The organism is Pseudovibrio denitrificans JCM 12308 (assembly GCF_001310815.1).
GTDB lineage: Bacteria > Pseudomonadota > Alphaproteobacteria > Rhizobiales > Stappiaceae > Pseudovibrio > Pseudovibrio denitrificans.
The window spans coordinates 160220-186308 of sequence record NZ_BAZK01000011.1; the positions used below are offsets into that span (position 1 = coordinate 160220).

Sequence of the window (26089 nt, forward strand, 5' to 3'; positions counted from 1 at the left end):
TTTGTCTGGGCACTGGGCCATCTCAGTGTGTCACACCAACGCCCTTAGACGTGCCATTCGGCCAGCCCCAATCGTTCAGAAGTGTCCACCTTAATTGGCAGCGGGCTATCATCAGGTTGGTGCATCAAGACAACATCCGCTTCTGTACAATGCGTCAGCATCGCGATGATGTTGCCGGTGCTGAAAGCATCCGCATGAATGGTATTGCCCGGAACCAGAATGCCGCTGCCATGCGGTACAAGGAAGTTGGTCATGGCGAACTGATTTTCTTCAAGCTGCTTCCCGATTGTGATGACAATCTCGCTCTGCTCTGACGCTGGCATGAACACATGCGGAAAATCATGTGTCTCAATAAAGAAACCATTGGCCACATCCAGTCTGTACTGCGGATAGGCTTTCCCAAACTCGTACTCGACGGCATTTAGGTTTCCATCAAACTTCAGCGGAATGGTCTGTCCTTCATCGAAGATCCTCACGCCAAATGCTGCTGCAATATCATCACGGTTTGGGCTTGCTGGTGTGACGAGAGGAATCTCCAGGCTCGTCTCAGCAGATGCGAAGAGACCGCTCGCACCAAAGACATTTCCGGGTGCCGGTACTTGGACCGTGGACGCATCTACCACCGCCCTTCGGTCTTCAGATAAGAACTGTCAGGAAGGGATTTGATGGCATCAGCACTCGAAGTAATGGACTTATGCGTCTCAGCCGTTTCCTGAGCTGGACTAGCGTTTGAGAGAAACGGGGCACGCGCTGAGAGCACAGCATCTTTGCCGCTTTCAACGACACTGTGCAGAGCGTGTGTGGTCATGCCGAGCTTGTCACCCACCGTGCGATGAACAGAGACAGCAGCCAGACTTGAATCCACCTGATGCTCAGGGATCGCTGGGTTGTACTTGACCGTGATACCCAGATCCCCAAGATGACGCTCCTTATAGCTCTCTTGAAGATCAGCGGGCCTGTTCGTTTGCTGAACGGCTTGAGGCTGTATTGGAACGTTTACCTGAGGGGCCGCACTCGTGATAGTAGGCATATCGCTCTCCTTAACTTAGAGTTGTAACTCCGTCAGAATGCGAGCTGCGACTAAAACCCGATGTGCTGAAATGAACATCAAAACGGGAAAGTGACCCAAGGGCATTCAACTCTGCGTTATTGGAGGGGAGTGCTGGCTTCCTACAGCGTCGCCAGATAGTCGGTGAACTCCTTGCCCCGCTCAAAGGCAAATGAGTCTTCCTGAGCAGCAACATCGCTCATCAGATCCACCCGGAAGTTTCGGAAGTCCCCGCGCATCTCGCACCAGCCTGTCAGCAGCCAGGAGCTTTCAAAGGCAGTGAGGCCGAGAGGCCGGATGCAGCGCTGTGACGTGTCTCCGGAAAGCGAGGTGTATGTGAACCCGACGAAGGTCCGATCATGGATAGCTGAGCGCAGCACAGTTATCTGATCGCCGGATCTGGTATCAGCCTTCGCCTTCACTGCAAGAAGTGGCCTGTCGAGGCTCTCAGGGCTTTCCTGATGCGCACCGCTGATCTTGCCCAGCACACGCTCTGCTGCGAGCCTGAGCGGCGTATCACCCGTGCCGTGACCATCCGCAGGCCGAGCACCACAGCATCCATCTCATCCCGATCAAAAGCGAGGGGAGGGAGGAAGTAGCCATCCTCCACCTGATAGCCCAGCCCGCCTTCACCGCGGATCGGGGCACCTATGGACTGCAGCGTTGCAATATCCCGATAGATCGTGCGCACAGACGTGCCGAACCGTTCTGCGATCACCTCAGCAGAGACGGGCCGTGTCCGACCACGCATGAAATCCAGAATTTGAAACAGCCTGACACTGCGCATGAATGCCCCTGACAGAAAATGTCACTGGCCTATCTTAGTGTGCGGCTCGCATTAAAGAAACACGGGCACTTACAAAAATGCTTTTAAAACAAAACTCCACCGCATCCGTCATGGGCTTCGCGCGGTACTCCAGGAAACCGGAGATCGAGCCTGCCGAACTGGTCGCCGCAGCACGCAACTGGCAGAAATCCTATCTGGCCAAACAGGACGGCATTCTCATGCACGCTTTTGTCGGCAATCTGGCCGGAGAGTTCGCAGACGTGATCCTGGCCAGCGATGCAGCAGCTTTTGCTAACATGTCTCAAAACTTCAGCAATGACGAAAGCTCCAGAACCTTTCACAGCATGCTGGATGAAAGAACCATCAAGCTCACCCAGATCCGGTTGCTCGACAACGCCTTTCAGGTTCCAACCGGCTTTTCCTCCATCGAGATCGGCAAACTTGCGTTAAGGGGCGTTGATGGAGAAGAGGAAATGCTGGCCTCTGCGGCTCAGCTCAAGAGCAACTACCTCTCCCGCTTCCCGGAGGCGAAAGCCCATGTGATGGGACACATCAACGGCGATAACTATGCCGAGGTTGCTTTTGCCGAGAACATTGGTGCGGGCAGAGAGATTTGCTACGGATATCTGCAGGATGAAAGCGGCCAGAACTTCCTCAAGCACTTCGATCAAACCAGTTTCGATCTTGATTTCTGGTTCGTGCTTGCGTGATCTCTTCACCGCAGGAAGGCTCCCTCACCAGAGGGAGCTTTCACTTTGAGGCGATCACTCCTCGTAAATCATCTTCCGGGTCATGCCGCCGTCAATGGTCAGCGTCTGACCTGTCATGAACCCGGCCTCACTCAGATAAAGCACTGCCTCTGCAATGTCTGCGGGGCGACCAACCCGTCCAACCGGATGCTGCGCATGATCCCGTTCACTCAGATCAGCTCCATCGGAGATCCATCCCGGCGCAATCGCATTCACCCGCACCTTGGGACCAAGCGACATCGCCAACGCCTGCGTCAGTGAAAGGATACCGCCCTTTGCAGCCGCATAGATGAAATCACCGGGCTCAGACATGAAAGCGCGGGTAGACGCCATGTTCACGATGCTCGACCCTTCTGGCATCAGCGGCAAAGCCCGGCGGCTCATCAGAAAAGTCGCTGTCAAATAGCTGTCCAGCGTTGAACGCCAGTCATCCATAGTCGCTTCCTTCAGCCCCAACTGCAGACTGGTAGCATGACCGCCATTGTTGACCAGCAAGTCCAGCTGCGGCCATCCCAGAGAGCTGAACGCCTCATCAACTGCGCTCTCATCGCTGATATCACAGAGTACATCCATCGCACCGGAGCTGCCCTCATTGAGATCAAAACTCGCTACTTCCCAACCCTTCTTGAGAAGCGCTGCGCAGATACCAGTCCCAATCAACCCCGCGCCACCGGTAACAATTGCTCGTTTCATAACGATGACCCCTTATCTCAACTCACTCAGCATACGCGCCAAGCTCTAAAGCGAAAGCCTGAAGCTGTGGAGTGATGAAAAATACTTATCGATAAAAATAGACTTACTGTTCTATTTATAATTTTAGGAATCTGATTTGGCTTCAAAGCGGTACAAACCTGCAATCGTTCATGAGCCTGAAAATACCAATGGAGAGTGCCTTGTCCGGCTTCACCTGCAACACCTTATTGTCGCGCAAGCTCAGCACCTTCATCACCACGTTCATAGTCGCCGCCTTCGTCTGGACTGCACCGGCGCTCGCCATGCAGATCTTCGTCAAGACGCTGACGGGAAAGACTATCACGCTGGATGTGGAGCCATCTGACTCCATTGAGAACGTAAAGGCGAAGATCAGGGACAAGGAAGGTATTCCAGAGAACGAACAACGCCTCATCTTTGCGGGCAAAATGCTGGAAGACGGCAGAACACTCTCCGATTACAACATCCAGAAAGAATCCACGCTCCATCTGGTGCTGAGGGAAACAAACAGCGACACAGACCAAAGCGCAGCAATGGCTGCCGCTGAACTCTCCGTCGCCCGCACTTCACTCATCCTTGGCAACCAGCCATCCTTCTCGCCAATGCTGGACCGCCGCTCAACAACTCTAGCAACACGGCTAGGTGATCTGGCCGTCAACGCCACGCAAGATGAGCAGGATCTGTTCTTCATGACCAGCCTCAACCGGGTGAAAGCAGGCACTCAGCCATCATCTCTTCTGGCGTTGTCGCAGATAGCAGGCAAAGACGAAACAACCCCAGCCCATAAGCAGCTCATGGCCTATGCTCCCTCAGCTGAGAAACAAGCACAGCCTGAGCCAGAACCTTTCACAGCTGTTCCGTTTGAGGCGAACTACGATGTCTGGCTCCGCGTCTCTGGCAACCGGGGCAAAAACGGTTCCAGCCACTCCAGCTTCTGGATTGGTCACGTCGGCGCCCATGCGTTCGTGACGCCCAACCTCATCGTGGGTGGTCTCATTCAGTTGGACTGGTCCAGCACCAGCGACAGCTCCATCGGTCAGGATGGCCGCGGCGGGGGCTGGATGATTGGTCCTTATGCAGCAGCCCGGTTCCTCAACGAGCAGCTCTATCTGGAAGTCAACGCAGCGTGGGGCAGGGGCAGCAATGAAATCAGCCCGATTGGAACCAACAACACCAGCAGCTTTGACAGCTATCGCTGGCTGATCAACTCCAAACTCTCCGGTCCGATTGACTACGGCAACTGGCGCTTCACTCCGGAAGTGGGCGTCAGCTACTTCCGCGAACAGGCTGACGGCTTTACGGATCCGGACGACAACAGCGTCCCGTCCCAAACCAGCGCACAGGGCGAAGTGCTGTTTGGACCAGCCATCTCCTACAGCTACCAGCTGGACGAAACCACATGGCTCCAGCCAAACCTGCGCGTAACTGGCCGCTGGAACTTCGCAGTCGAGAACCCGGAAAGCATCGCCAATCCAGTTCTGGAAACTGGCGATTTCCGCGCCAGAGTTGATGCAGGCATCACCGGCGTCTTTGCCAAAGGCATTGCTCTGGAACTCAACGGCTACTACGACGGCATCGGCACCTCCAACTTCTATAACTATGGTGGTGACTTCCGCCTGAACGTTCCGTTCTAAGCCTCCGTTCCATTCAGGAAATTCAGCAGTCGCACAAGAGAGTTTGCGCGTGCGCCAGAAGAAACTGCCGGGCTGCCGAACATCCCGGAAGTTTCTGCCGACTCCAGCACGAATCCGCTATCAGAGGTCTTGTTTTTCTGCGGGTTCTGATGGCATGTAACTTGCATCTTTGATCACTAATTATTGCTTGCTCAATGAGTTTCAGATCAAATGATGAACCCAATTAATTCTGCTGCACCTGCTCCAACACTGATGAACACGGCCCGGCAAAGTCAGGAAGCTAAACAGCCTGAAAAGCCAATGCCGGAAATCACGATGGACTTCAGCGAAACTCGCATCCTGAAGCACTTCTTCGCGCCGCGAACCCTGAAGGAAGAAGCAGCCCACGCCGAAGTCAAAAGCGCCATTCTGGAACTTCAGGAATACGAGCGTTACCTGAAAGATTTCGAAAAAATCGTCGACCCGGAAACCAAACGCGCCTTCAAGGACGACCCTGCCGGAGCCGTCTCCGAAATAGTCTCCGACAGCCCGGGTACCGGCGGTTCCTACAAACAATACGGCGACCTGCAACTGCGCGTAGAGCTGACGATTTAACCGGCTGACGAACACCCTCTATCGGAGTCTGGTCAAATGATAGATCCCGCCAGTTTCCCGCTTACCAAGGCTTTGAGTTCACCGAATGCAAGTCAACAGGTTGTTGCTAAGGCGCAACCGGCTGATGCTAGTGAAACACGCAGTTTCATTGAGCTGGCGAATACAGAGATGGAGAGGTTTTACACGAAAGGTGCGCCCATCAAGCTATCTGAGAGCTCTGCATCAGTTGAGATGATCGACGTTCAGCGACTACTCCTGCAAACCCAGGAAATTTGGCAAAAGCATTTCAGATAGACAGCTGTAAGCAGATAACAATCTAACCGTCACGGATGTTCTTTGCGTGGCTTTAATCTCATGGCCTTGTAGAAGAACCAGATCACTTGCGCTCCCAGCAGAAATGCAAAAACTTTCATGAGCGCAAACGGGTACAGAGACAGCGCAAGCAAGTCTGCAAAAAAGTTTCGGTGGTTCAACATTTTCAGGCCTGTTTCACTCGCTGCCTGAAGAGAATAACCAAAGCCGTCAAACTGGAAGAAGACACCCAGATGTTCCAGTTTACTCGCGGATGTTGGACGGTGATGACCGCTGCACGCATCGGCAACGTCAGCTGATTGAGTTCGGCCCAATGGTTTTCCGTTAAATGTGTAATGCAAGTAACCGGTATCTGTTGGCCAGTTGGAGCCGCAATCGACAAGTCGTTGATTTGGAAAGACCTTAAAAGCCCCGGTGGTTCTTTGATATTCCAAAAAGAAGCCGGAGATGAAACCACGCTCGCGATGATAGATCTGCACACGATTCCACATTGGCACGCGGGTCACGATGAAATCACCATCAACAGACAGCTTGCTATCCGAAATGAGCGGCAGTTCAATATGGGTCAGTTTACTCCCACCATGAAACCAGGAAATGCCAGCAATGAGCATGGCGAGCATGACAGAAAGAATAGAGTAGACAATGAAGAAGCGCGTGAGCTTGTTTGAGAGCAACTGATTTAGATCGCCGGATGTCATCATATCACTCTGCAAGCCGCACCTGTTTTCAGGCTGACCTGACTACCCCTCAATCATCTCCCGGATTGGCCGGAAAGAGCAGCGGTGGAGAGGGGTGACGCCATGGGCGGCGAGGGCTTCCTGATGCTGTTTGGTTCCGTAGCCTTTGTGCTTGGCAAAGCCGTACTCCGGGAAGTACTTGTCCATCTTCACCATCAGCCGATCTCTGGTCACCTTGGCAACGATGGAGGCGGCGGAAATGGCGAGACAGCGGCCATCACCTTTGATCATCGCTTGCCCTTCCTGTGGCAGATGATGCGGAACATCCTTGCCATCAATAAAGAACCGTTTGACCGGAACGGAAAGAGAGCGCGCGCAGGTGCGCATACCTTGCAGCGTTGCCTCACGAATGTTCAGGCGATCAATGGTCTGCGCACTTTGCACGCACACACTCACATCTGCCACCTCAAGAATCTGCTCAAAAAGCTCTTCGCGCTTGGCTTCTGTCAGCTTTTTGGAGTCGTTCAGCCCCTCTGGCAGGTTGTCGTAATTGAGGCTGGCGGCAGCCACCACCACAGGGCCAGCCCATGGTCCGCGTCCGGCCTCATCAATGCCAGCAAAGCGCCCTTGCAGGTCTTGCTCAACAGAGCGTTCAAAACGCAGGTCCGGAGCATCAGGAAAGGCGATATCAAAGAGGGAATTTGCAAAATACGACATGCCCCTCTTTGCCATGCAGACCGGCCGCTTTCAACCGCAACAACAAGCCTCATCTACAGCAATGAGAGCTGCACACCACCACAGGTCGGTTTGATGAAGTGATCGCAGGAGAGCTTGAGGGATCGGGAAGATAACCCCTTGCTCTTGCAGGCCAGCTGAAACCGCTTCGCCAACTGATCCGCATAAGGCCCTTTGCCCTTGAAACGCTGCGTCCACTGCGCATCGTAGTCCTTCCCCCCGCGCATGGACCGCAGCAGGCTGAGCACACGGCGATAGCTGCCCGGAGCTTCCCGCAAAAGCCATTCCTTGAACAACTCAGAAACCTCGCGCGGCAGGCGCAGCAAAATGTAGCTGGCCTCCGTTGCGCCATGTTCCTTGCAGATCTCCAGAATGCCCTCCAGCTCATGATCCGTCAGGCCGGGAATAATCGGTGCTGCCAACACAGCAGTCGGAATACCTGCATCAGACAGCGCTTTGATCGCTTGCAGGCGCCGCGTTGGCGTAGATGCACGCGGCTCAAGACTGCGGGCAATCTTCCGGTCCAGTGTCGTCACTGAAATTGCCACCTTGGCCAGATTGCGCTCGGCCATCTCCGCAAGGATATCGATATCTCGCATCACCAGAGCAGACTTGGTGACGATGGTCACCGGATGCCCGGTCTTGTTCAGCACTTCCAGAATACCGCGCATGATTTTCTGTGTGCGCTCAATTGGTTGATAGGGATCTGTGTTGGTGCCAATAGCGATTGGCTTAGGCTGATAGGAAGGTGCACCCAGCTCTCGCTCCAACACCTGCGCCGCATTCGGCTTGGCAAACAGCCGGCTTTCAAAATCTAGTCCCGGCGAAAGTCCCATGTAAGCATGAGTTGGCCGCGCAAAGCAGTAGATGCAGCCATGCTCGCAGCCCCGATAAGGATTGATGGAACGGTCAAAAGGCAGGTCCGGCGACGTATTCTTGGTGATCACATGCCGCGCAGCTTCTGTCTGAACCTCGGTCTTGATCGGCGGAAGTTCATCAATTGTTCCCCAACCATCATCCATCAGTTCCCGGCTTTCCGCCTCAAACCGCCCAGCCTTGTTGGAATGCGCAGCCCGTCCACGGCCTGTCATGTTGACTGGCAAAGCAGAACCCAGCGGATCTGTCGCGTCTGCCTCGACCCTGTGATTTTGTGCAGTTGACATGGGGCGTGCACTTTCATCTTCTTATGAGAACATAAGTGGAACATTGCTCAAAATATCTGGATTTGCAAGCCTTTACTTTCCCATACTCTGGCAAATCACTGTAAGCTGTTGGAATGATTAGCGCACTTATTCTCAGCAAGAACAGCGAGCACCAACTGGTGCACACCTTGTCCGCTCTGGTCCCGGCCTCAGCAGAAGGCATCCTGAAAGAAGTCGTCATCGCAGACGAAGGCTCCACCGACGGAACCGAGGTCGTTGCTGATGCCTCCGGCGCGCACTTCATCGATGCCAGCGCTGATCCCGCATCCGCTCTGGCAGAAGGGGCAAAGAAATGCGCAAGGTCCGACTGGGTGCTGCTCATCCGCCCCGGCGCAATCCTGCAAACCGGCTGGCAAACAGAAGCAGCTGCCTTCATCGAGCGAGCAGAATGTGTCCGCACCGGGGATAACTTGATCGCGGTGTTCCCAAGCCGGACAGAGGAGTTCGGCACTGCTGCACAAATCAGGCAGAAGCTGATCAATGCCAAGCATCGTGCACTCAAGTCGTCTGCACACGATCTGCCCATGCTCCTGCACAAAGAGCACCTGCATAAAGTGCTAAAGGGGAGCTCCGCCACAACCCGGCAACAGCAGATCCAAAAAATCTTGAGGGCTAGCCGGGTCCATTGGTTGAACGGTACAGTGGTCTTTCAAAACAGCACGAGGTAACCCGGTACCAGCTCGGAGGTCTCATGGATTGGAACCAGCATCTGAACCAATACTGCGAAAGAACCTCCGCTGCCTTCTGGTCTGAACCACTCAATGCCATCAGCAATGTTGCATTTATCATTGCCGCTCTGTTTGCCTTTCAAATCTGGCTCAAAGCACGCAGCAACGCAAAAAATACGCAAGTAACGCAAACCAACGCACAAGATAACGCAGCGCTGGTTCTCATCGCTCTGCTCGCCATCATCGGCATCGGATCGTTCCTGTTCCACACCTTCGCAACCCTCTGGTCTATGCTCGCTGATGTGATCCCGATCGCGATCTTCATGCTGGTGTATTTTTATCTGGCCACGCGACGCTATATGGGTGCCAACCTATTGATATCACTGGGTGCAACACTGCTCTTCTTTGGGGCAATGGCATTCGGCCCAAGATTGGTGGAAGGCATCATCGGCCCCACTGCCGGTTACTTCCCAGCCCTCGTTGCCATCCTACTTTTTGCAGGCCTCACCCGCAGCAAAAACCGGCAGACATCCAACGCGCTGCTGCTGGCAGGCATCGTCTTTGCAATATCGATGGGATTCCGGATTCTGGACGAGCTAATCTGCTCAATTTTGCCAGTTGGGACACATTCCTTGTGGCATATTTTGAATGCTACCGTTTTGTTTATTCTAATTCGCGCATTTATACGCTTTAAGACGTACTTAGACGGTGCAGAATCCTAGGCAATGGTCTAGGTTTTGCCAAACTGCGACATCTGAACCGGAAGTCATAATGATTCCCGGTGGCGAGCCGCTCATTCACTAGGTCAGGCAAGAATAGACGATGACGGACAAAAAACGCCCTACCTCCGGCGAACTCGATGAACAAGCGCTCTTTTACCACGAGTATCCGCGCGCGGGTAAATTGGAAATTCAGGCAACTAAGCCATTGGGCAACCAGCGAGATTTGGCGCTTGCCTACTCTCCGGGCGTAGCTGCTCCGTGTTTGGAAATCCATAAGGACGAGTCAAAAGCAGCCGACTACACCGCACGTCAAAACCTCGTTGGCGTGATCTCAAACGGGACTGCGGTCCTGGGTCTGGGCTCGATTGGTCCTCTGGCATCCAAGCCGGTAATGGAAGGTAAAGCCGTCCTCTTCAAAAAGTTCGCAGGCATCGATGTATTCGACATCGAGGTTGATGAAACCAACGTTGATAAGTTCGTAGATGCAGTTGGTGTTCTGGAGCCAACCTTCGGCGGTATCAACCTAGAAGACATCAAGGCGCCAGAGTGTTTCCAGATCGAGAAACGCCTGCGCGAAAAGATGAATATCCCGGTTTTCCATGATGACCAGCACGGCACAGCTATCATCGTTGCAGCGGCTGTTCGCAACGGCATGGAGCTGGCTGGCAAGAAACTGGAAGAGATCAAGGTCGTCGCCTCTGGCGCAGGCGCAGCAGCGCTGGCCTGTCTCAACCTGCTCGTATCTTCTGGTGTAAAGCGCGAGAACATCTGGGTTTCCGACATCGAAGGCGTTGTTTATGAGGGCCGCGAAGCCCTTATGGATGAATGGAAATCCGTCTTCGCGCAGAAAACTGACAAGCGCACACTCGATGATATCATCGAAGATGCCGACGTCTTCATCGGCCTGTCCGCAGCTGGTGTTCTGAAGCCTGAGATGGTTGCCAAGATGGCGAAGCGTCCTCTGGTGATGGGTCTTGCCAACCCGAACCCGGAAATCATGCCGGAAGATGCGCTGGCTGTTCGTGACGATGTTGTCATGTGCACAGGCCGCTCCGACTACCCGAACCAGGTGAATAACGTTCTCTGCTTCCCTTACATCTTCCGTGGCGCGCTCGATGTTGGTGCAACAGCCATCAACGAAGAAATGAAGCTGGCCGCAGTGGAAGCAATTGCAGGTCTGGCACGGGAAGAACCAACCGATGTGGTCGCCAAAGCATACGGCGGCGTAACCCACACATTCGGCCCGAATTACCTCATCCCATCTCCGTTCGATAACCGCCTGATCCTACGTATTGCACCAGCTGTTGCAAAAGCTGCCATGGACACTGGCGTCGCAACCCGTCCGATCGAAGATCTCGACGCCTACATGGACAAGCTGAACCGCTTCGTGTTCCGCTCCGGTATGGTGATGAAGCCAATCATCGCGCAGGCGAAAGCTGACAAACAGCGCGTTATCTACGCGGACGGTGAAGACGAGCGCGTACTCCGCGCCGCTCAGGTGGTGATCGAAGAAGGTCTGGCAACCCCGATCCTGATCGGTCGTCCTCAGGTTCTGGAAAACCGCTGTGAGCGCTTCGGCCTCCGCATCCGTCCGGGAACAGATTTTGAGTTCGTAAACCCGGAAGACGATCCACGCTACCGTTCCTACGTTGATACACTGGTGCAACTGGTTGGCCGTAAAGGCGTAACTCCTGAAGCAGCCAGAACCATCGTGCGTACCAACACCACCGTGATTGGTGCATTGGCGTTGCATAGGGAAGAAGCAGACGCGCTCATCACCGGTCTTGAAGGCCGCTTCGATAAGCACCTGCGCGACATCAACAACATCATCGGATGTTCTGATGGCATCAGAGATTTCTCCACGCTCTCCCTGCTGATCAACACCAGCGGTGCATACTTCCTGGCAGACACCTACGTTACAGAATGCCCATCTGCTGAAGAGATCGCTGAGATCACTCATCTGGCATCCGAGCAGATCAAGCGCTTTGGTATCACCCCACGCGTTGCGCTGCTCTCACACTCCAACTTCGGCTCCCGTCCGTCTGAGACTTCCAACAAAATGCGGGAAGCCCTGCAGATGGTCTGGAAGCAAATGCCTGATCTGGAAGCAGAAGGCGAGATGCACGGTGATGCCGCGCTGAAGCCGGAAATCCTGAAACGCTACATGCCAGATGCGCATATCTCTGGTCCTGCTAACCTGCTGGTGTTCCCAACATTGGACGCTTCAAACATTGCACTGAACCTGATCAAGGCAATGACAGACGCACTCCATGTTGGTCCGATTTTGCTGGGCGCTAAGAAAACAGCGCACATCATAACACCATCCGTGACATCACGCGGCATCGTGAATATGACAGCGCTTTCAGCAGTTGATGCGCAATGTCGTAAGGAAAATGCTGGGGTTTGCCTGGCACCGCATAGCTAAAACAACTCCTTCGGCGGGCAGTGGTTAATATGCCCGCCGAAGTTTTGTCAGCTTGATAATACCTTCCCTATACGGCATGCTATCTGCATTGATGCTGCTTGATATTACGGGGAGGGTAATATGAGCTTTTCAGAAGCGACTGGGCGTCGCATTGATCGCCTCTTGGGCGAGTATGGCGAAAGCCACCAAAATCATAAAAACAAAGCAATTCACTGGATCTGTGTGCCGATCATTTTCTGGACGGTCACAGCATTGTTGTGGTCTGTCCCGACACCAATCGGATTTTCAAACATCTCACCATGGCTGAACTGGTGCACGATCGGCTTGGGGCTGTCGATTATCTACTACCTGTCATTGTCCATCACACTGGCCATCGGAATGGCTGTGTTCTCAGCGTTGATGGTCTGGATCAACATGACCTATCAGCAGTTTGGGCTTGGGATCCCACTCTGGCAGACGGCATTGGCAGTGTTTGTGATTGCTTGGATCGGCCAGTTTATCGGCCACCATATTGAGGGGAAAAAGCCATCCTTCTTCAAGGACTTGCAGTTCCTGCTGGTCGGACCTGCCTGGCTAATGCATTTCATTTATAAAAAAGTTGGCATCCCATACTGAGGGACAAAATAAAAAACGCTGCTTTTAAGGCAGCGTTTTTTCTGGATTGATGTAAACATCACCAATTTCGCGGGTATCCATCCGCTGAAGAGCAGGGTGTGCAAGCGGATCAGCACAGTATGGTTTGGAGCCAGCTGAGGCTTTGGATTTACGCTGGGACTTTCCGCGCAACAGATCTTTTAAAAGATTTTTCATTGTCATTTCCTTTGTGACTTTATGGAGCGACAATGCGTCAATTGCGTTGCAAGTGCTATCTGGAATAACTAAACCCCGGTTTAGATTTACTGCTCGGAACTGTTCTCGATGAAAAATCTCAATCAGGTCAGCCTCACCGGCCTCCGTGTCGTGGAAGCCGTTGGACGCCTGGGATCCCTTAAAAATGCTGCAGAAGAGCTGGGTATCACGTCCGGTGCTGTCAGCCAGCAACTGCACAAAACCGAGCACCAGCTAGGCCGTCCGCTGTTTACACGAGAGCCTGGCGGTCTGAAGCTCACCAGCCTTGGTACAGAAATCTGCCGCGAACTCACATTAGCCTGAAGCAGATCTCAGAGGCAGTCGCTCTGGCAGACCGGGATAGGGAAGAAAGCCTGTTCCTGTCAGTTGCACCGCTTCTCGCCGAAAAATGGCTTGTCTGGCGCCTGAGCAGTTTCATGAAGGCTAATCCGGACATCAATCTTCGGCTGGATGCCAACGATCAGCTCGTCAATCTCAACCATTCCGACGTTGATGCCTGCGTCCGCGTTCATAAACGCGCACCAGATGATGTCTATTCCGAACGCCTCTGCGAACACTTTATCTATCCAGTCTGCTCTCCTGAGGTCGCTGAGCGTCTCAAAGAGCCCAAAGACTTACTGAATGAAGTGATCATTCGCGACTACAACTCCTATTATCGCTGGAGCGATTGGCTCGCCCCCTTCGGCCTGAAGGAAAGCCAACTGCCCAAAGGCCATGGTTTCTCTAACGCCTCCTTGTGCATGGACGCTGCCATCGCCGGTCACGGTGTCTTCTTGGGTTGGGATACTCTGGTCGCCAATGCCGTGAAGCAAGGCCAGCTCAGGATCCCGTTCGACCACCGCTGCTCTACCGGCAGATCCTACTGGTTCATTTGCAGGGAAGGGGCGCTTCGCAGCCCAAGCGTTCGGAAACTGCGGGACTGGCTTAAAGAAGAGATCGCGCAAACGGCCGTTGAGTACGATAAAGCCGTCAAAACATAGCCCACAAAAAAGCCCGGTAACTCAACTGAGTTCCGGGCTTTTGAATGTCTTATGAAGTATGCTTAGCCAGCGATCTTAGAGAAATCTGCAACCTGATGAACGGCGGCACGGATCTCTGAAAGGATCTTCAGGCGGTTTTCACGAACCTCTTGCTTCTCAGCATTCACGTGGATGTTGTCGAAGAAGCCGTCAACTGGACCACGCAGCTTGGCAAGAGCCGCCATTGCGCCGGAGAAGTCAGCTGCATCGAGCAGAGGCTTAATCTCAACCAGAACGCTATCCAGTGCTGCAGCAAGGTCTTTTTCTGCCTGCTCTTCCAGCAGAGCAGCGTCAGGCTTGCCTTCAAAGGTCTTGCCGTCTTTCTTCTCTTCCGCACGCAGAATGTTAGCCGCACGCTTGTAACCAGCCAGAAGGTTCGCACCATCTTCGCTGCCCAGCAGCCCAGCCAGAGCTTCAGCCTGCTTCACAATCAATGCAATATCGTCTTGACCACCACGTGCCAGCACAGCGTCGATCAGATCGTGACGCACACCCTTGTCCTTCAGAACCACTTTCATGCGATCCGCGAAGAAGCCAAGCAGATCATCAATCAGGCCGGTTTCCAGAGAAGTCTCAGGGATCTTGTCGGAAACGTTCGCCAACACAACATCAGCAGCTTTGGAAACCATGGAGAAGATGTCTTTGACAACGCCTTCACCGGTTTTGCCTTTGCCGATAAATGGAAGATCGGAAAGCGCGCTCTCACCACGAGCAGCAGCAATATCAGCCAGATTACGACGCAGGCTCTGAACCAGCACATCACGCAGTGGCAGACGAAGATCGTTTTCCAGCACAAGGCGGATAACACCCAGAGCAGCACGACGCAGGGCAAACGGATCCTTGGAGCCTGTTGGCTTCTCATCGATCGCCCAGAAACCAGCCAGAATGTCCAGCTTGTCAGCCAGTGCAACAGCGATGGAAACTGGTGATGTTGGGACATCATCAGAAGCGCCTGCTGGCTTGTAGTGGTCTTCAATCGCCTGTGCAACAGCAGCATCTTCGCCCTGTGCTTCAGCGTAATAACGGCCCATCAGACCCTGCAGTTCAGGGAACTCGAAGACCATCGCGGAAACAAGGTCAGCCTTTGCAAGACGTGCGGCACGCTTGGTCTGCTCAATGTCAGCACCAACCAGCGGAGCGATCTCAGCAGCAAGGCGCTCAAGACGATCAACGCGAGCTGCAACACTACCCAGCTTCTCGTGGAACACGATGTCCTGAAGCTTGGAAACGTTGCTTTCCAGCTTGGTCTTCAGATCTGTTTCCCAGAAGAACTTAGCATCAGACAAACGAGCGGAAACAACCTTCTCGTTACCCGCAATGATCTTGGTACCACCGTCTTTCGCAACAATGTTTGCAGTCAGCGCAAACTTGTTGGAGAGATTGGAAGTTGCCGGATCACGCAGAACGAAGTTCTTCTGGTTCACCTTGATGGTGAGCTGGATCACTTCGTCAGGCAGCTGAAGGAAGCTCTCGTCGTAAGAGCCGATGAGAACAGTTGGCCACTCGTTGAGGCCAGCCACTTCGTCAAGAAGGCCAGCATCTTCAACCAGTTCAAGGCCAAGTGCCATCGCAGCGTTTTTCGCGTCTGTATCGATGATGTCTTTACGGCGGTCCGCATCCAGCACAACTTTGGCGGCTTCCAGCTTGGACATATAGTCTTCCAGGCGGCGCACTTCGATTGCCTCAGGTGCCATAAAGCGGTGACCGTAAGTGGTCTGACTGGATTTAATGCCATCAACTTCAAACGGAATGACTTCCGGCTCTTCGGTCTCAGGACCAAAGGTGCAGACGATGGAATGCAGCGGACGCACCCAGCGCAAGTTGCCGGAGCCCCAACGCTGAGACTTAGGCCAAGGGAAGTTGCGAATGATGTCAGGCATCACGTCAGCAACAATGTCCTCGGTCTTGCGGCCAGGCTTTTCGATAACAGCGACGTAAAAATCACCCTTCTTAGGGTCATTGTGAACTTCAGCTTCTTCGATAGAAGTAAGACCTGCGCCGCGCAGGAAACCAGCCAGTGCTTTTTCAGGCGCGCCAACGCGCGGGCCTTTACGCTCTTCACGGGTTGCTTTGGAGCCAGCAGGCAAGCCGGCAATGTGCAGGGCCAGGCGGCGAGGAGTGGCATAAGCTTCGCGCTTCATAGGTCACACCTGCTTCAACAAGAGCATTGGTCAGGAGGGATTTCAAATCCTCAGCCGCACGACGCTGCATGCGGGCAGGAATTTCCTCGCTAAAGAGTTCGAGGAGAAGATCTGGCATTGGTGAACGACGCCTTTAACTGGTCAATCAATCGCAAATTTCTAGAGTGCGTAGTGCCTAGCAATACTAAAGGGCATTGTCACCCCCAATAGGCAGCGCACCACGGGAATTGAGCAAAAAACTGCAGAGGAGGACCACCCATCAACAGGGGTGTGTACAGCTCCCTGCTGCCAAAGGCGAGTTAAGTTGGAAAGAGCGTATGGGTATACGTTGAGTTTTCAATGAGTTGAAAACAGATAGTACTTATGTATGTGGAGTTAATAGTGGAATGATGCCGAAGAAAATAGGGATGCTTTGAAGGAAATTGCGTTGTAACCTTGATGAACTTTGAGAGAAAACTAATGGGTGTGGGTATGAGTGAAATGTTGATTAAGGAGATACGTTTCAGAAATAGTGAAGATCTGACTTGTCGAGTTCTCCCACCTGATGTGGTCAACGCAGAAGGAATGCTGTCACGAGAAGAGCGTAGTCTTCTCTACTTGTTAGCGCGAGATCACTATCGTGGAGATGGAGTACTGATTGACGGCGGGAGTTTTTTGGGCTCTTCAACAGTTTCACTGGCTCATGGTATTCGGGACAATACACATTCTCAAAATGATATGAGCGTGTTCCGTTGCAAACCCATTCAAGCTTTCGAAATTGGTTTTCTTCCCCGTCTTAAGAACGGTAAGGAGAAGTTTAAAGAATGGGGCGCCTTCAAGTATCGGTTTGGCGACTCTTTCATACCAAGGCTCGAGCAAAACATCGAAAACTACTCAGATCTAATTGATCTTCATGTTGGTGACCTGGTTGACTTCAAGTTCCCTGCAACTCCCATTGAAATCTGCTTCATTGACGTTGGTAAGTCGGTGAAACTAGATGACTATGTGAATAAGAATTTCTTGGCTAATCTAATTCCAAGTAAGTCAATTTTAGTCAATCAGGATTTTTATTTCGACCGGTTGCCTTGGATAAAAGTAACGATGGGGTATCTGAAAGATTACTTTGAGTGGATCGGGCAGGTTAGAACGTCTGTAGTCTATAAGAATACAAAAAAAATACCACAAGAAGTACTGTCATATAATCCCTTCCGTGATGGTACACTAGATGAGTGTATAGCGTATCATGACAGCCATGTGTTTCCCGATGATCAAAGCCCTATAACCTTGTCGCGTTTAGCTTTATCTAGAGCACTTCTGATTGCGTTGAAATCTACAAAAGAGTTGGCTCTTGCAGACCTCAAGGATTTTGAGAGGATACATGCAAATGTGCTCTCAGACGGGAAGCATGGAGACGACGCAAGAATGCGCTATGAAAGAACTGTACGGCAGATCTCCAATGGAATGATCCTCAAACAGTGGGGGTATTATCCGTCTTCAGAGTTCCAACCCGCTTAGTAACCAAGGCCTATTCAACTAGTTCAGCAACTTCATCAAGTTCGCCAAACAATTTCAGTTCTTGTCTCAGGCTATTGGGGTCCTGACTAGAGCCACCCACAATCACGTCATAAAGGATGCGCTCAACCACCATCTGGTTCCGGTCACCATCAAAGATAGCCAGCTCCTCAATGGGGACTGTGATCGTCACGCGTCGGCTCTCACCCGCTGGAATAGGAACCCGCTGAAACCCTTTCAGTTCCTGCTTGGCTCGTTCCACCGCTGAGCCCTTGGGCGCAATGTAGACCTGCACAACCTCCTCAGCATTCACCTGACCGATATTGGCAACAGAGACCTGCACCTGAATGTTTCCGCCCATAAGCTCTTCAGGCCGGGAGACCTCAAGCTCAGAATAGTGGAACTGGGAGTAGCTCAAACCAAAACCAAATGGATACGCCGGTGTTACATCATCCTTGTCCAGCTTTCTGTAGCCATGCCAGAGATCATAGATCACCTTGCGCGCATTGCGGTCAAAGTCGGGGAGGTCGCTTTCGCGGCGCGGGACCACAAAGGGCACACGTCCGCTCGGTGAGATTTCGCCGGACAGAATGCGAGCAAGAGCGGTTCCCCCCTCCATGCCGGGATACCAATGCAACAGGATGGCAGCAGGTTTGTCTTCCCATTCATTCATCAAAATCGTGCCGCCGCCCATAACAACAACAACGCAGTTTGGATTGACGGCGCACACCTGTTTGATCAGCTCTACATCATGCGGTGGCAAGCGTAAGCTGGAGCGGTCACCGGCGCCGTAACCGTCCTTAACCCCATTGGAACCCTCAGATTTCCCAGTTGATCCTCCACCACCGAACGATCTGAGAAACTGCGAGGCTACCTGCGCTTCTTCGCGATTACGTGGCTGCGGCAAAACCCCATGGAACTGAGCGGCAAGACCCGCTGAAACCCATTCTCCCTCACTGCTGTGATCGTTGCCGACAACCAGCACCACTGCATCAGCACGCTTGGCAATTTGCAAAGCACGATTGATGTTCTGGCCCCGGTCCTGCCAGATGTCTACTTTGTGTTTGTAATAGGCCCGCAGACCGGCGAGTGGGGTGATGACATGTGTCGGTTGTGTATCACTGGTCCCTTTGTCTCCTGTGTTCGCCACACTTGCCAAACGGCCAATAACACCAATGCTTTCAATGTCTTTCAAAGGCAGGAAGCCGCCTTCATTTTTCAATAGAACAATCGACTTTTCTGCCGCCTCTTGAGCAACAGCCCGGAACTCAGCACATCCAACGCGCTTCTTCTCGTAGTTCCCTTTTCGCAATACGCGCAGCTGCTGCAAGATGAGCCGATAGCAGGCATCATCCAGCGTGGCTTCACTCACCTCGCCAGTCTCAATCAACTCTGGCAGGCTCTGGTGGTAATGAAGCTGGAAGGGCATCTCCAGATCAATACCAGCGTTTGCTGCTTCTTTGGCACTGCGAATACCGAAGATGAAGTCACTCAGCACAAAACCTTTAAAACCCCAGTCGGATTTCAAGAGCTGTATCAGCAGCTCCTTGTTATGGCCGCACAGTTCGCCATTGATAGAACTGTAAGAGGTCATCATGGCCGCTGCGCCAGCCTCTACAGCCTTTCGGAAATGAGGAAGGTACATTTCATAGAGGGCACGCTGCCCAATTGTCACGTTCAGTGAAAGTTTGGACTGCTCCATGGAGGCCAAGGCAAAGTTCTTCACGCATGCCATGCCATGCTGCTGAACACCGCGGACAAGCGCCGTTCCCATCGCCCCAATAAGGAAGCTGTCTTCTCCATAAGACTCCTGTGCACGCCCCCAAGCCGGATGGCGCATCAGGTTCAGAGGGACACCACCAAACAACGTTCCACCAAATGCGCGCATCTCATAGCCAATGACTGCACCAATCCGCTGCTCCAGCTCAGGATCAAAGGTTGCCGCGCGGGCGATCGCTGCTGGAAAGGTGGTTGCTCCTTTCATGACAATCCCGCGTGAACCCTCCGTGTAATGGATACCTGGTAAATGATGCTCTGGCAGAACACCTGCAGCCCACGGACCAGATTGAGAACCGCTCTTCATCATCTCGCGAATGCCTGGCCAGAAAGCTTTGTCGCCATCACGCATAGCCAGTTTATCGTTTCTGCTCAGCCGAGACACGATTGCTCTGGCAATCTGCTCATCAGAAAGGTTCTGCGTAGAAGACGGTTGCTCTACCGGCTTGAGGGGAGATTGAGAGGGAACAGCAGTGTCGCCGTCTTGAAGCACCTCGGTACTTTCAACAGTCATGGAAGTCAGAACTCCGCGAATGCACCCCATTTTAGGTCAGCGGCTAAAGATACGCGGTGAAACAAAAATCGAGCAGCTTGATACGTCAGAACTTTAACGAGCAACTCTGGAACTCAGGCCTCTGGCAACAGGGGAGTCGATTTGCAAATCAAACAGGATATCATTTTGAAAATATCCAATTGGCAGCCATTCTGAAAACCTACCGATTTTCAGCAGTCATCTTTCAAGGAGTCATAGGTGAAAGAGGGCTGACAACGAAAAATGCCGAGGCATTTCTGCCCCGGCATTTGAAAATTCATCAGGTTGACTAGGATCAGCCTGTGTAGCCAACACCGCCAGCTTCGGTCTGCAGGAACGCAGCACCACACGCTTTGGAAAGCTCACGAACACGTAGAATGTAGCTCTGACGCTCGGTCACGGAAATCACACCGCGTGCGTCAAGCAGGTTGAACACGTGAGAGCACTTGAGAGCTTGGTCATAAGCAGGCAGAACAACCTTCTGCAGGCCATCGCCAGCTTTCTCCATGGCTTCAGCACTTGCTGCCAGCAGACGCTTACATTCGCGCTCATGGTCCGCAAAGTGACGAAACAGCATTTCAGTGTCGGAATGCTCAAAGTTGTGACGGGAATATTCTTGCTCAGCCTGAAGGAACACGTCGCCGTAAGTGACTTTCTCGTCGCCTTCCAGACCGTTGAAGTTCAGGTCATAAACGTTGTCGACGCCCTGAACGTACATTGCGATACGCTCTAGACCGTAGGTCAGCTCACCGGAAACCGGCTTACACTCAAAACCTGCAACCTGCTGGAAGTAAGTGAACTGAGAAACTTCCATGCCGTCACACCAGCATTCCCAACCAAGGCCCCATGCGCCCAGTGTTGGGTTTTCCCAGTCGTCCTCAACAAAGCGAACATCATGGATGTCTGTGTCGATGCCGATCGCACGCAAGGAAGCCAGATACAGTTCCTGAAGGTTTTCAGGAGATGGCTTCAGTAGAACCTGAAACTGGTAGTAGTGCTGCAGACGGTTTGGGTTTTCACCATAACGACCATCGGTAGGACGGCGGGATGGCTGAACATAAGCAGCTTTCCATGGACGTGGACCAAGAGAACGCAGTGTCGTCGCTGGGTGAGAAGTACCCGCGCCAACTTCCATGTCGTAAGGCTGCAAGATAACGCAGCCCTGATCGGCCCAGAATCTCTGGAGGGTCATCAAAAGACCCTGAAAGGACTTGGTTGGCTGCATATGTGCCGGAACGGCTTCACTAGACATGGGAGTGTTTCCTGAAAATCCAAAATGTACTGCGCTAAAACCACGCAAAATCCAAGTTGGGGCACAGGTGCCACGTCGAACAGGGAAGGTCAAGCATTCCAGAGGGATGTTTCTCTGTTTACCGCGTATTTAACAGGCTGAACGCCAGTTGTGCCCAATGATGTCGCAGCAGCGACAAATCTCGCGGTGGCAGCGCTAAGAGAAAGGGGAGTGGTCGAGAACGACCGCTAGCCCGCAGACCAGATGTCATGCGGGCGCAAGGGGTGCAACTACAGAGCTGGTGCTCTTAGTAGTTGCTTGTAGGGCGGTATTTGCCTGTGACCGGATCCTGAACCAGACGTGTGTAAGCTGGGTCAACCGGACGCTTGCGAGCAGTTGCATAGGCAGGCTGTTTCTTGAATGCCATGTTGGAAATTTCCTTCTTTACGGCTTTGTAAAGAGCATATCCACCTGCAATCAAAGCAACAGTTCCCAATACCTCAGTCATCTGCATTTTCCTTCCATCACTTATGTGAAGCATTGTTATTTATGGCAATTTTGGCAATCCTATGGAGATTGCTCAAAGACCAAACTTTGCCCAAAGGCTTTTTTCTTCCAGGGTAGCAAGTGCGGCGGCTGGTAGCGTACCTGCTGCTTCATTCAAACCACCCTTAAGGCTTGCGCCCGGGATAAAGCGGCCAAGAAAACGCTTCTTGGTGCCAACAACTTTCACTTTCGTTTCCTTGCCGTACCGCTCATGGATTGTGGAGTGAAGATCACCCAGCCCATCTACCAGGCCAAGGTCTCGTGCCTTCGCTCCAGTCCAGAACAGACCGGAAAACAGGTTGTCATCATCGCTCAATACGTCACCGCGGCGGCTTTTCACCATGTCGATGAACATCTCGTGGATCTCGTGCTGCAAGGTCTTGAGGTGCTCAATGTCCTCTTTGACCTCTGGTGCAAACGGATCCAACGTCACTTTCTTCTCGCCGCTGGTGTAAACGCGGCGCTGAACGCCAGCTTTTTCCAGAAGCTCGGTGAAACCGAAACCGGCGGAAACAACGCCGATTGAGCCGATGATAGAGGCTGGATCAACGATGATATCATCACCAGCCAAAGCAATCATATAGCCACCAGAGGCGGCAACATCTTCAACGAATACAAGAACCTGCTTGTTGTTCTCATCCGCCAGCTGGCGAATGCGCTTGAAGATGAGGTGTGACTGTACAGGAGAACCACCAGGTGAGTTGATGGACAAAGCAACAGCCGGAGCTTCTTTAAAGCTAAAGGCCGTTTCCAGCGCGTCTTCGACACTGCTCAGGTTCAAACCTGATTTCAATGGAGACGCAGCTCCGATTGCACCACTCATACGGACGACAGGAACAACAGGTCTTACTTTTCCCCACTTGCCCGGAAGGTAGCTGCGCAGCTTCTTCAACAACTCAAAATTCTCCTTTGCGTCGATAACTTGTCTGTCGCTGGGTGACCCAACTCCATCCAATATAGGCAGCAATCGTCAGGAGAGAAGAGCAATAGCCAAAAGAAATGGCAATTTACGCAATAAAACGCAACTGTGTGATCTCTATAACAAAACTACACCTCAAGAACTCAGAGAGTTCATGTGCAGCAGTGGGGATTATTCGGTTGTTTCAAGCTCAGCACGAATCTGAAGCATGTCCCGCCATGCATAGCGTTTTTCCGCTGGGCTGCGCAGCAAATAGGCAGGATGGTAGGTCGCAATAGCCTTCCGCTGAGTACCTTCACCGTTATAAGTCAGCCACTTACCGCGCAACTTGCGAATACCATCACGGGCACCGCTTAGCGTCTTGGCAGAGGCAGCTCCAAGGAACACCACGACCTCAGGATCAACTAGTTCAATCTGTCGCTGAATGAATGGGCGGCAGATCTCGGTTTCATGCGGAGTAGGGGTGCGGTTCCCCGGAGGGCGCCATGGAACAACGTTGGCAATGTAAACGTTGGAACGATCAAGCCCGACAGCCTTAAGCATACGGTCCAGCAGATGGCCGGAACGCCCAACAAACGGAACGCCTTGAATATCCTCTTCACGCCCCGGTGCTTCGCCAACAAACATGACACGGGCTTTGGAACTGCCGTCACCAAACACGAGGTTCTTGGCGGTCAGGCGCAGATTGCAGCCCTCAAAATCGGCAAGGATCTTGCGAAGTTCATCCAGAGACTGAGCTGAGCTGGCTGCACTTCTGGCAGAGCCAACAGTTTCAGCATTGGGTACAACAGCATTGTCAGCAGCGTTTGGCATGACAGTCTGTACGGCAGACTCTTTGGCCGCCCGCTGGCGTTCTAAAATCTGCCTCGCTTTCATCTTGTCATCAGCCGAAACGCCATTCTCACGCAGATTGCGCGCCATCTCAGCAGGAGAAACGCTAAGGTTCTTCGGCTGGGATTGTGTTGGCTCCGGTGAAGCAAAGGAGTTGGCTGGTGCAAAGTTCTGCTGAGGAGTAGGGCGTGCCTGTGCCTGTTTCTCCATCTGAGCCTGCGTTTGTGCAAAGCGATCAATCGGAGCATCTTCCATCGCACAGTCGATACCGACAGCACTCAAGAACTCCAGATAAGCCTCCAGCTCGGCGGCATTTGCGAAAGGAACTTCAGACATAGCCATTTTCTAGTTGTGGCACACAGATGGGTGCAGACGAAAGGGAGTAACTCTTTTGCAATGCACCATAGTTGGGCAGCAGCCCGTTTAGCCCTATATTCTATATGAGAGCGCACGTGTCCAATAGAAAAACGTAAATGCGCTAACTCAATTGGGAACAGTGTAAAGTCATGCACGTAGATTTGGGGAAATCACAATAAATCCTTGCGGTGTAGGAAGCTTTTTTTATTGGGGTACGCCACGTAATGCACCTTAAAACGCATTGCGCTATAGTATCCGCTCAATTACACAGAGATTAAATAAAGTTTTGGCACTTGAGGTGCGTGGAATTAATGCGCTGCCACATCATTTGACGCGAAATGAAGTGGATAAAGTGTAGAGGGAGAATAATATGTCTGAAGGGGAAACTCTGGCAGAACGCGAATCCATGGAGTTCGACGTTGTAATTGTGGGTGGCGGTCCTGCAGGTCTGTCAGCAGCAATTCGGATCAAACAGCAGGCTGCGGAAAAGGGAGAGGACGTCTCCGTTGTTGTGCTGGAAAAGGGATCTGAGATTGGTGCGCACATCCTGTCTGGTGCTGTGATCGATCCAATCGGTATTGATCGCCTGATCCCGGATTGGCGCGAAGACGACAGCGCTCCAATCAAGACGCCGGTAACCGCAGACCACTTCAACCTGCTTGGCCCTGCTGGTTCCCTTCGCCTGCCAAACTTCCTGATGCCAAAGCTCATGAACAACCATGGCAACTACATTGTGTCTCTGGGCAATGTATGTCGCTGGTTGGCAGAAAAAGCAGAAGCGCTCGGCGTGGAAATCTATCCAGGCTTCGCAGCAGCTGAAGTGCTTTACGATGATGCGGGCAAGGTGATCGGTGTTGCAACGGGTGATATGGGCGTTGCTCGTGATGGCTCTCACAAAGATGGCTATATGCGTGGCATGGCGCTGCTCGGCAAGTACACGCTGATCTCTGAAGGTGTTCGTGGCTCTCTGGCAAAGACCCTGATTGACAAGTTCGATCTGGACCGCGACAGCGATCATCCGAAATACGGTATTGGTATCAAGGAACTGTGGGAAGTTGACCCGGCCAAGCACAAAGCTGGTCTGGTGCAGCACTCCATGGGCTGGCCGTTGGATGGCAAAACCCAGGGCGGTTCTTTCCTTTACCATCTGGAAGACAATCAGGTAGCCGTTGGGTTCGTTGTGAACCTCAACTACCAGAACCCGTACATGTCTCCGTTTGACGAGTTCCAGCGCTTCAAAACCCACCCTGCAGTGAAGGACGTTTTTGAAGGCGGCAAGCGCATCTCATACGGCGCACGTGCGATCTCCGAAGGGGGATATCAGTCCGTACCGAAGCTGTCCTTCCCGGGCGGTCTCATCCTCGGATGTTCCGCTGGCTTCGTGAACGTGCCACGCATCAAAGGCTCTCACAACGCAGTGCTCTCCGGCATTCTGGCTGCTGACATCGTCGTGGAATCTCTGGGCCGTGGTGAAGCAAACGAAGAGCTGGACCAGTACGATATCGCATGGCGCAATTCCGAAATCGGTAAGGATCTCTGGAAGGTACGCAATGTTAAGCCGCTGCAGACCAAGTTCGGCAGCTTGATGGGCATGGTCTTCGGTGGTCTGGATATGTGGACCAACGAGCTGTTCGGTTTCTCCTTCTTCGGCACCGTAAAACACGGCAAGACCGACGCTGCGAGCCTGAAGCCAGCCAAAGACTGCAAGAAGATCAACTACCCGAAACCAGACGGGAAGATCTCCTTCGACAAGCTGTCTTCTGTCTTCCTCTCCAACACCAACCACGAGGAAGATCAACCGATCCATCTGAAGCTGCGCGACGAAACCTTGCAGAAGCTTTCAGAGCACGATGTTTATGATGGACCGTCGAACCGTTATTGTCCCGCTGGTGTGTATGAGTGGGTGGAAGAAAACGGTGAGCCACCACGCTTCCAGATCAACGCGCAGAACTGCGTGCATTGTAAGACCTGTGACATCAAAGACCCGAACGGCAACATCACCTGGACCGTTCCGGAAGGCACAGGCGGACCGAACTATCCAAACATGTAAGCTGTTGGATAACATCAGAACAAGAAAAAGGCCCGGTCATCAGATCGGGCCTTTTCAATTCAACTTATCAAACGCTCTGGCGC

General features: G+C 52.7%; 27 protein-coding genes and 1 pseudogene. 13 read left to right on the forward strand and 15 right to left on the reverse strand.

The features are described 5' to 3' along the window. Positions 1 to 44 precede the first annotated feature (44 nt). The 4 genes from JCM12308_RS30170 to JCM12308_RS31615 form a co-directional block, all read right to left on the reverse strand. Positions 45 to 623 (reverse strand): hypothetical protein, encoded by a 579-nt coding sequence (locus JCM12308_RS30170; RefSeq protein WP_208978646.1) that lies wholly within the window; start codon positions 621 to 623, stop codon positions 45 to 47. After that, on the reverse strand, positions 617 to 1030 hold the full coding sequence (locus JCM12308_RS30175) for a hypothetical protein (protein ID WP_208978647.1): 414 nt from the start codon (positions 1028 to 1030) through the stop codon (positions 617 to 619). The genes JCM12308_RS30170 and JCM12308_RS30175 overlap by 7 nt, the downstream gene beginning before the upstream one ends. Positions 1031 to 1170: 140 nt before the next feature. Beyond that, the gene (locus JCM12308_RS31610) at positions 1171 to 1470 is read right to left on the reverse strand and encodes a helix-turn-helix transcriptional regulator (RefSeq protein ID WP_244271923.1); all 300 of its coding nucleotides are present in this window, start codon (positions 1468 to 1470) and stop codon (positions 1171 to 1173) included. Then, positions 1467 to 1799 carry a helix-turn-helix transcriptional regulator gene (locus tag JCM12308_RS31615; RefSeq protein WP_244271924.1) on the reverse strand — a complete coding sequence of 111 codons (333 nt, stop codon included), beginning with the start codon at positions 1797 to 1799 and terminating at the stop codon, positions 1467 to 1469. The genes JCM12308_RS31610 and JCM12308_RS31615 overlap by 4 nt, the downstream gene beginning before the upstream one ends. A 113-nt stretch (positions 1800 to 1912) precedes the next feature. Here JCM12308_RS31615 and JCM12308_RS16375 point away from each other — a divergent pair, with 113 nt between their 5' ends. Beyond that, positions 1913 to 2545 (forward strand): hypothetical protein, encoded by a 633-nt coding sequence (locus tag JCM12308_RS16375; protein WP_054784463.1) that lies wholly within the window; start codon positions 1913 to 1915, stop codon positions 2543 to 2545. Positions 2546 to 2599: 54 nt separating this feature from the next. Here the strand turns inward: JCM12308_RS16375 and JCM12308_RS16380 are convergent, their stop codons facing one another. Further along, positions 2600 to 3277, reverse strand: a complete 678-nt coding sequence (locus tag JCM12308_RS16380) for an SDR family oxidoreductase (protein WP_054784464.1) — start codon at positions 3275 to 3277, stop codon at positions 2600 to 2602. Between the two features lie 170 nt (positions 3278 to 3447). Between JCM12308_RS16380 and JCM12308_RS28360 the strand changes: the two genes are divergently transcribed. From JCM12308_RS28360 to JCM12308_RS16395, 3 genes are all read left to right on the forward strand, one after another. Continuing rightward, positions 3448 to 4929, forward strand: a complete 1482-nt coding sequence (locus tag JCM12308_RS28360) for a ubiquitin-like protein (protein ID WP_164845330.1) — start codon at positions 3448 to 3450, stop codon at positions 4927 to 4929. A gap of 213 nt (positions 4930 to 5142) precedes the next feature. Next, on the forward strand, positions 5143 to 5523 hold the full coding sequence (locus JCM12308_RS16390; RefSeq protein ID WP_208978648.1) for a hypothetical protein: 381 nt from the start codon (positions 5143 to 5145) through the stop codon (positions 5521 to 5523). 36 nt (positions 5524 to 5559) lie between these two features. Next, complete coding sequence (locus JCM12308_RS16395; protein WP_054784466.1) at positions 5560 to 5817, forward strand: hypothetical protein; 258 nt, start codon at positions 5560 to 5562, stop codon at positions 5815 to 5817. A gap of 29 nt (positions 5818 to 5846) precedes the next feature. Here the strand turns inward: JCM12308_RS16395 and JCM12308_RS16400 are convergent, their stop codons facing one another. From JCM12308_RS16400 to JCM12308_RS16410, 3 genes are read right to left on the reverse strand one after another with little or no spacing between them, the layout of a single operon-like run. Then, positions 5847 to 6536, reverse strand: coding sequence for a hypothetical protein (locus JCM12308_RS16400; RefSeq protein ID WP_054784467.1), 690 nt, complete (start codon positions 6534 to 6536; stop codon positions 5847 to 5849). 39 nt (positions 6537 to 6575) lie between these two features. Next, entirely contained in the window at positions 6576 to 7229 is a 654-nt protein-coding gene (gene rnhB, locus JCM12308_RS16405) for a ribonuclease HII (RefSeq protein WP_054784468.1), read from the reverse strand. Between the two features lie 53 nt (positions 7230 to 7282). After that, entirely contained in the window at positions 7283 to 8410 is a 1128-nt protein-coding gene (locus JCM12308_RS16410) for a PA0069 family radical SAM protein (RefSeq protein ID WP_054784469.1), read from the reverse strand. Positions 8411 to 8523: 113 nt separating this feature from the next. Between JCM12308_RS16410 and JCM12308_RS16415 the strand changes: the two genes are divergently transcribed. The 4 genes from JCM12308_RS16415 to JCM12308_RS16430 all read left to right on the forward strand — a co-directional run bounded on the left by JCM12308_RS16415 (position 8524) and on the right by JCM12308_RS16430 (position 12879). Then, complete coding sequence (locus tag JCM12308_RS16415) at positions 8524 to 9117, forward strand: glycosyltransferase (protein WP_054784470.1); 594 nt, start codon at positions 8524 to 8526, stop codon at positions 9115 to 9117. A gap of 23 nt (positions 9118 to 9140) precedes the next feature. Then, the gene (locus tag JCM12308_RS16420) at positions 9141 to 9839 is read left to right on the forward strand and encodes a ceramidase domain-containing protein (protein WP_054784471.1); all 699 of its coding nucleotides are present in this window, start codon (positions 9141 to 9143) and stop codon (positions 9837 to 9839) included. A 100-nt stretch (positions 9840 to 9939) separates the two neighbouring features. Further along, the gene (locus JCM12308_RS16425) at positions 9940 to 12264 is read left to right on the forward strand and encodes an NADP-dependent malic enzyme (RefSeq protein ID WP_054784472.1); all 2325 of its coding nucleotides are present in this window, start codon (positions 9940 to 9942) and stop codon (positions 12262 to 12264) included. A 120-nt stretch (positions 12265 to 12384) separates the two neighbouring features. After that, positions 12385 to 12879 carry an Mpo1 family 2-hydroxy fatty acid dioxygenase gene (locus tag JCM12308_RS16430; protein WP_008549640.1) on the forward strand — a complete coding sequence of 165 codons (495 nt, stop codon included), beginning with the start codon at positions 12385 to 12387 and terminating at the stop codon, positions 12877 to 12879. Positions 12880 to 12903: 24 nt separating this feature from the next. On the opposite strand, the gene JCM12308_RS28365 is transcribed toward JCM12308_RS16430, so the two are convergent. Next, on the reverse strand, positions 12904 to 13074 hold the full coding sequence (locus tag JCM12308_RS28365; protein WP_164845327.1) for a hypothetical protein: 171 nt from the start codon (positions 13072 to 13074) through the stop codon (positions 12904 to 12906). Positions 13075 to 13182: 108 nt separating this feature from the next. Between JCM12308_RS28365 and JCM12308_RS30180 the strand changes: the two genes are divergently transcribed. Next, positions 13183 to 13416, forward strand: a complete 234-nt coding sequence (locus JCM12308_RS30180; RefSeq protein ID WP_208978649.1) for a helix-turn-helix domain-containing protein — start codon at positions 13183 to 13185, stop codon at positions 13414 to 13416. Positions 13417 to 13517: 101 nt separating this feature from the next. Beyond that, on the forward strand, positions 13518 to 14093 hold the full coding sequence (locus tag JCM12308_RS16435; protein WP_244271928.1) for a LysR substrate-binding domain-containing protein: 576 nt from the start codon (positions 13518 to 13520) through the stop codon (positions 14091 to 14093). Between the two features lie 62 nt (positions 14094 to 14155). On the opposite strand, the pseudogene glyS reads toward JCM12308_RS16435, so the two are convergent. Continuing rightward, positions 14156 to 16391, reverse strand: a pseudogene (gene glyS, locus JCM12308_RS16440) (glycine--tRNA ligase subunit beta). 341 nt (positions 16392 to 16732) lie between these two features. On the opposite strand from glyS, the gene JCM12308_RS16445 reads away from it, so the two are divergent. Beyond that, positions 16733 to 17767, forward strand: a complete 1035-nt coding sequence (locus tag JCM12308_RS16445; RefSeq protein ID WP_128647428.1) for a hypothetical protein — start codon at positions 16733 to 16735, stop codon at positions 17765 to 17767. A 10-nt stretch (positions 17768 to 17777) separates the two neighbouring features. Here the strand turns inward: JCM12308_RS16445 and JCM12308_RS16450 are convergent, their stop codons facing one another. Further along, positions 17778 to 20054 (reverse strand): beta-glucosidase family protein, encoded by a 2277-nt coding sequence (locus JCM12308_RS16450; RefSeq protein WP_054784474.1) that lies wholly within the window; start codon positions 20052 to 20054, stop codon positions 17778 to 17780. 56 nt (positions 20055 to 20110) lie between these two features. On the opposite strand from JCM12308_RS16450, the gene JCM12308_RS16455 reads away from it, so the two are divergent. After that, entirely contained in the window at positions 20111 to 20365 is a 255-nt protein-coding gene (locus tag JCM12308_RS16455) for a hypothetical protein (RefSeq protein ID WP_054784475.1), read from the forward strand. Positions 20366 to 20367: 2 nt separating this feature from the next. Here the strand turns inward: JCM12308_RS16455 and JCM12308_RS16460 are convergent, their stop codons facing one another. The 4 genes from JCM12308_RS16460 to JCM12308_RS16475 all read right to left on the reverse strand — a co-directional run bounded on the left by JCM12308_RS16460 (position 20368) and on the right by JCM12308_RS16475 (position 23935). Next, positions 20368 to 21324, reverse strand: a complete 957-nt coding sequence (locus JCM12308_RS16460) for a glycine--tRNA ligase subunit alpha (RefSeq protein ID WP_008549653.1) — start codon at positions 21322 to 21324, stop codon at positions 20368 to 20370. Between the two features lie 286 nt (positions 21325 to 21610). Further along, a complete protein-coding gene (locus JCM12308_RS16465) occupies positions 21611 to 21811 on the reverse strand; it encodes a hypothetical protein (RefSeq protein ID WP_008549797.1) in 201 nt (66 codons plus the stop codon). Between the two features lie 72 nt (positions 21812 to 21883). Then, a complete protein-coding gene (locus JCM12308_RS16470; protein WP_008549600.1) occupies positions 21884 to 22744 on the reverse strand; it encodes a S49 family peptidase in 861 nt (286 codons plus the stop codon). Positions 22745 to 22939: 195 nt separating this feature from the next. Continuing rightward, entirely contained in the window at positions 22940 to 23935 is a 996-nt protein-coding gene (locus tag JCM12308_RS16475) for a uracil-DNA glycosylase (RefSeq protein WP_244271925.1), read from the reverse strand. Between the two features lie 391 nt (positions 23936 to 24326). On the opposite strand from JCM12308_RS16475, the gene JCM12308_RS16480 reads away from it, so the two are divergent. Beyond that, on the forward strand, positions 24327 to 26006 hold the full coding sequence (locus JCM12308_RS16480) for an electron transfer flavoprotein-ubiquinone oxidoreductase (protein WP_054784477.1): 1680 nt from the start codon (positions 24327 to 24329) through the stop codon (positions 26004 to 26006). Positions 26007 to 26089: the final 83 nt, after the last annotated feature.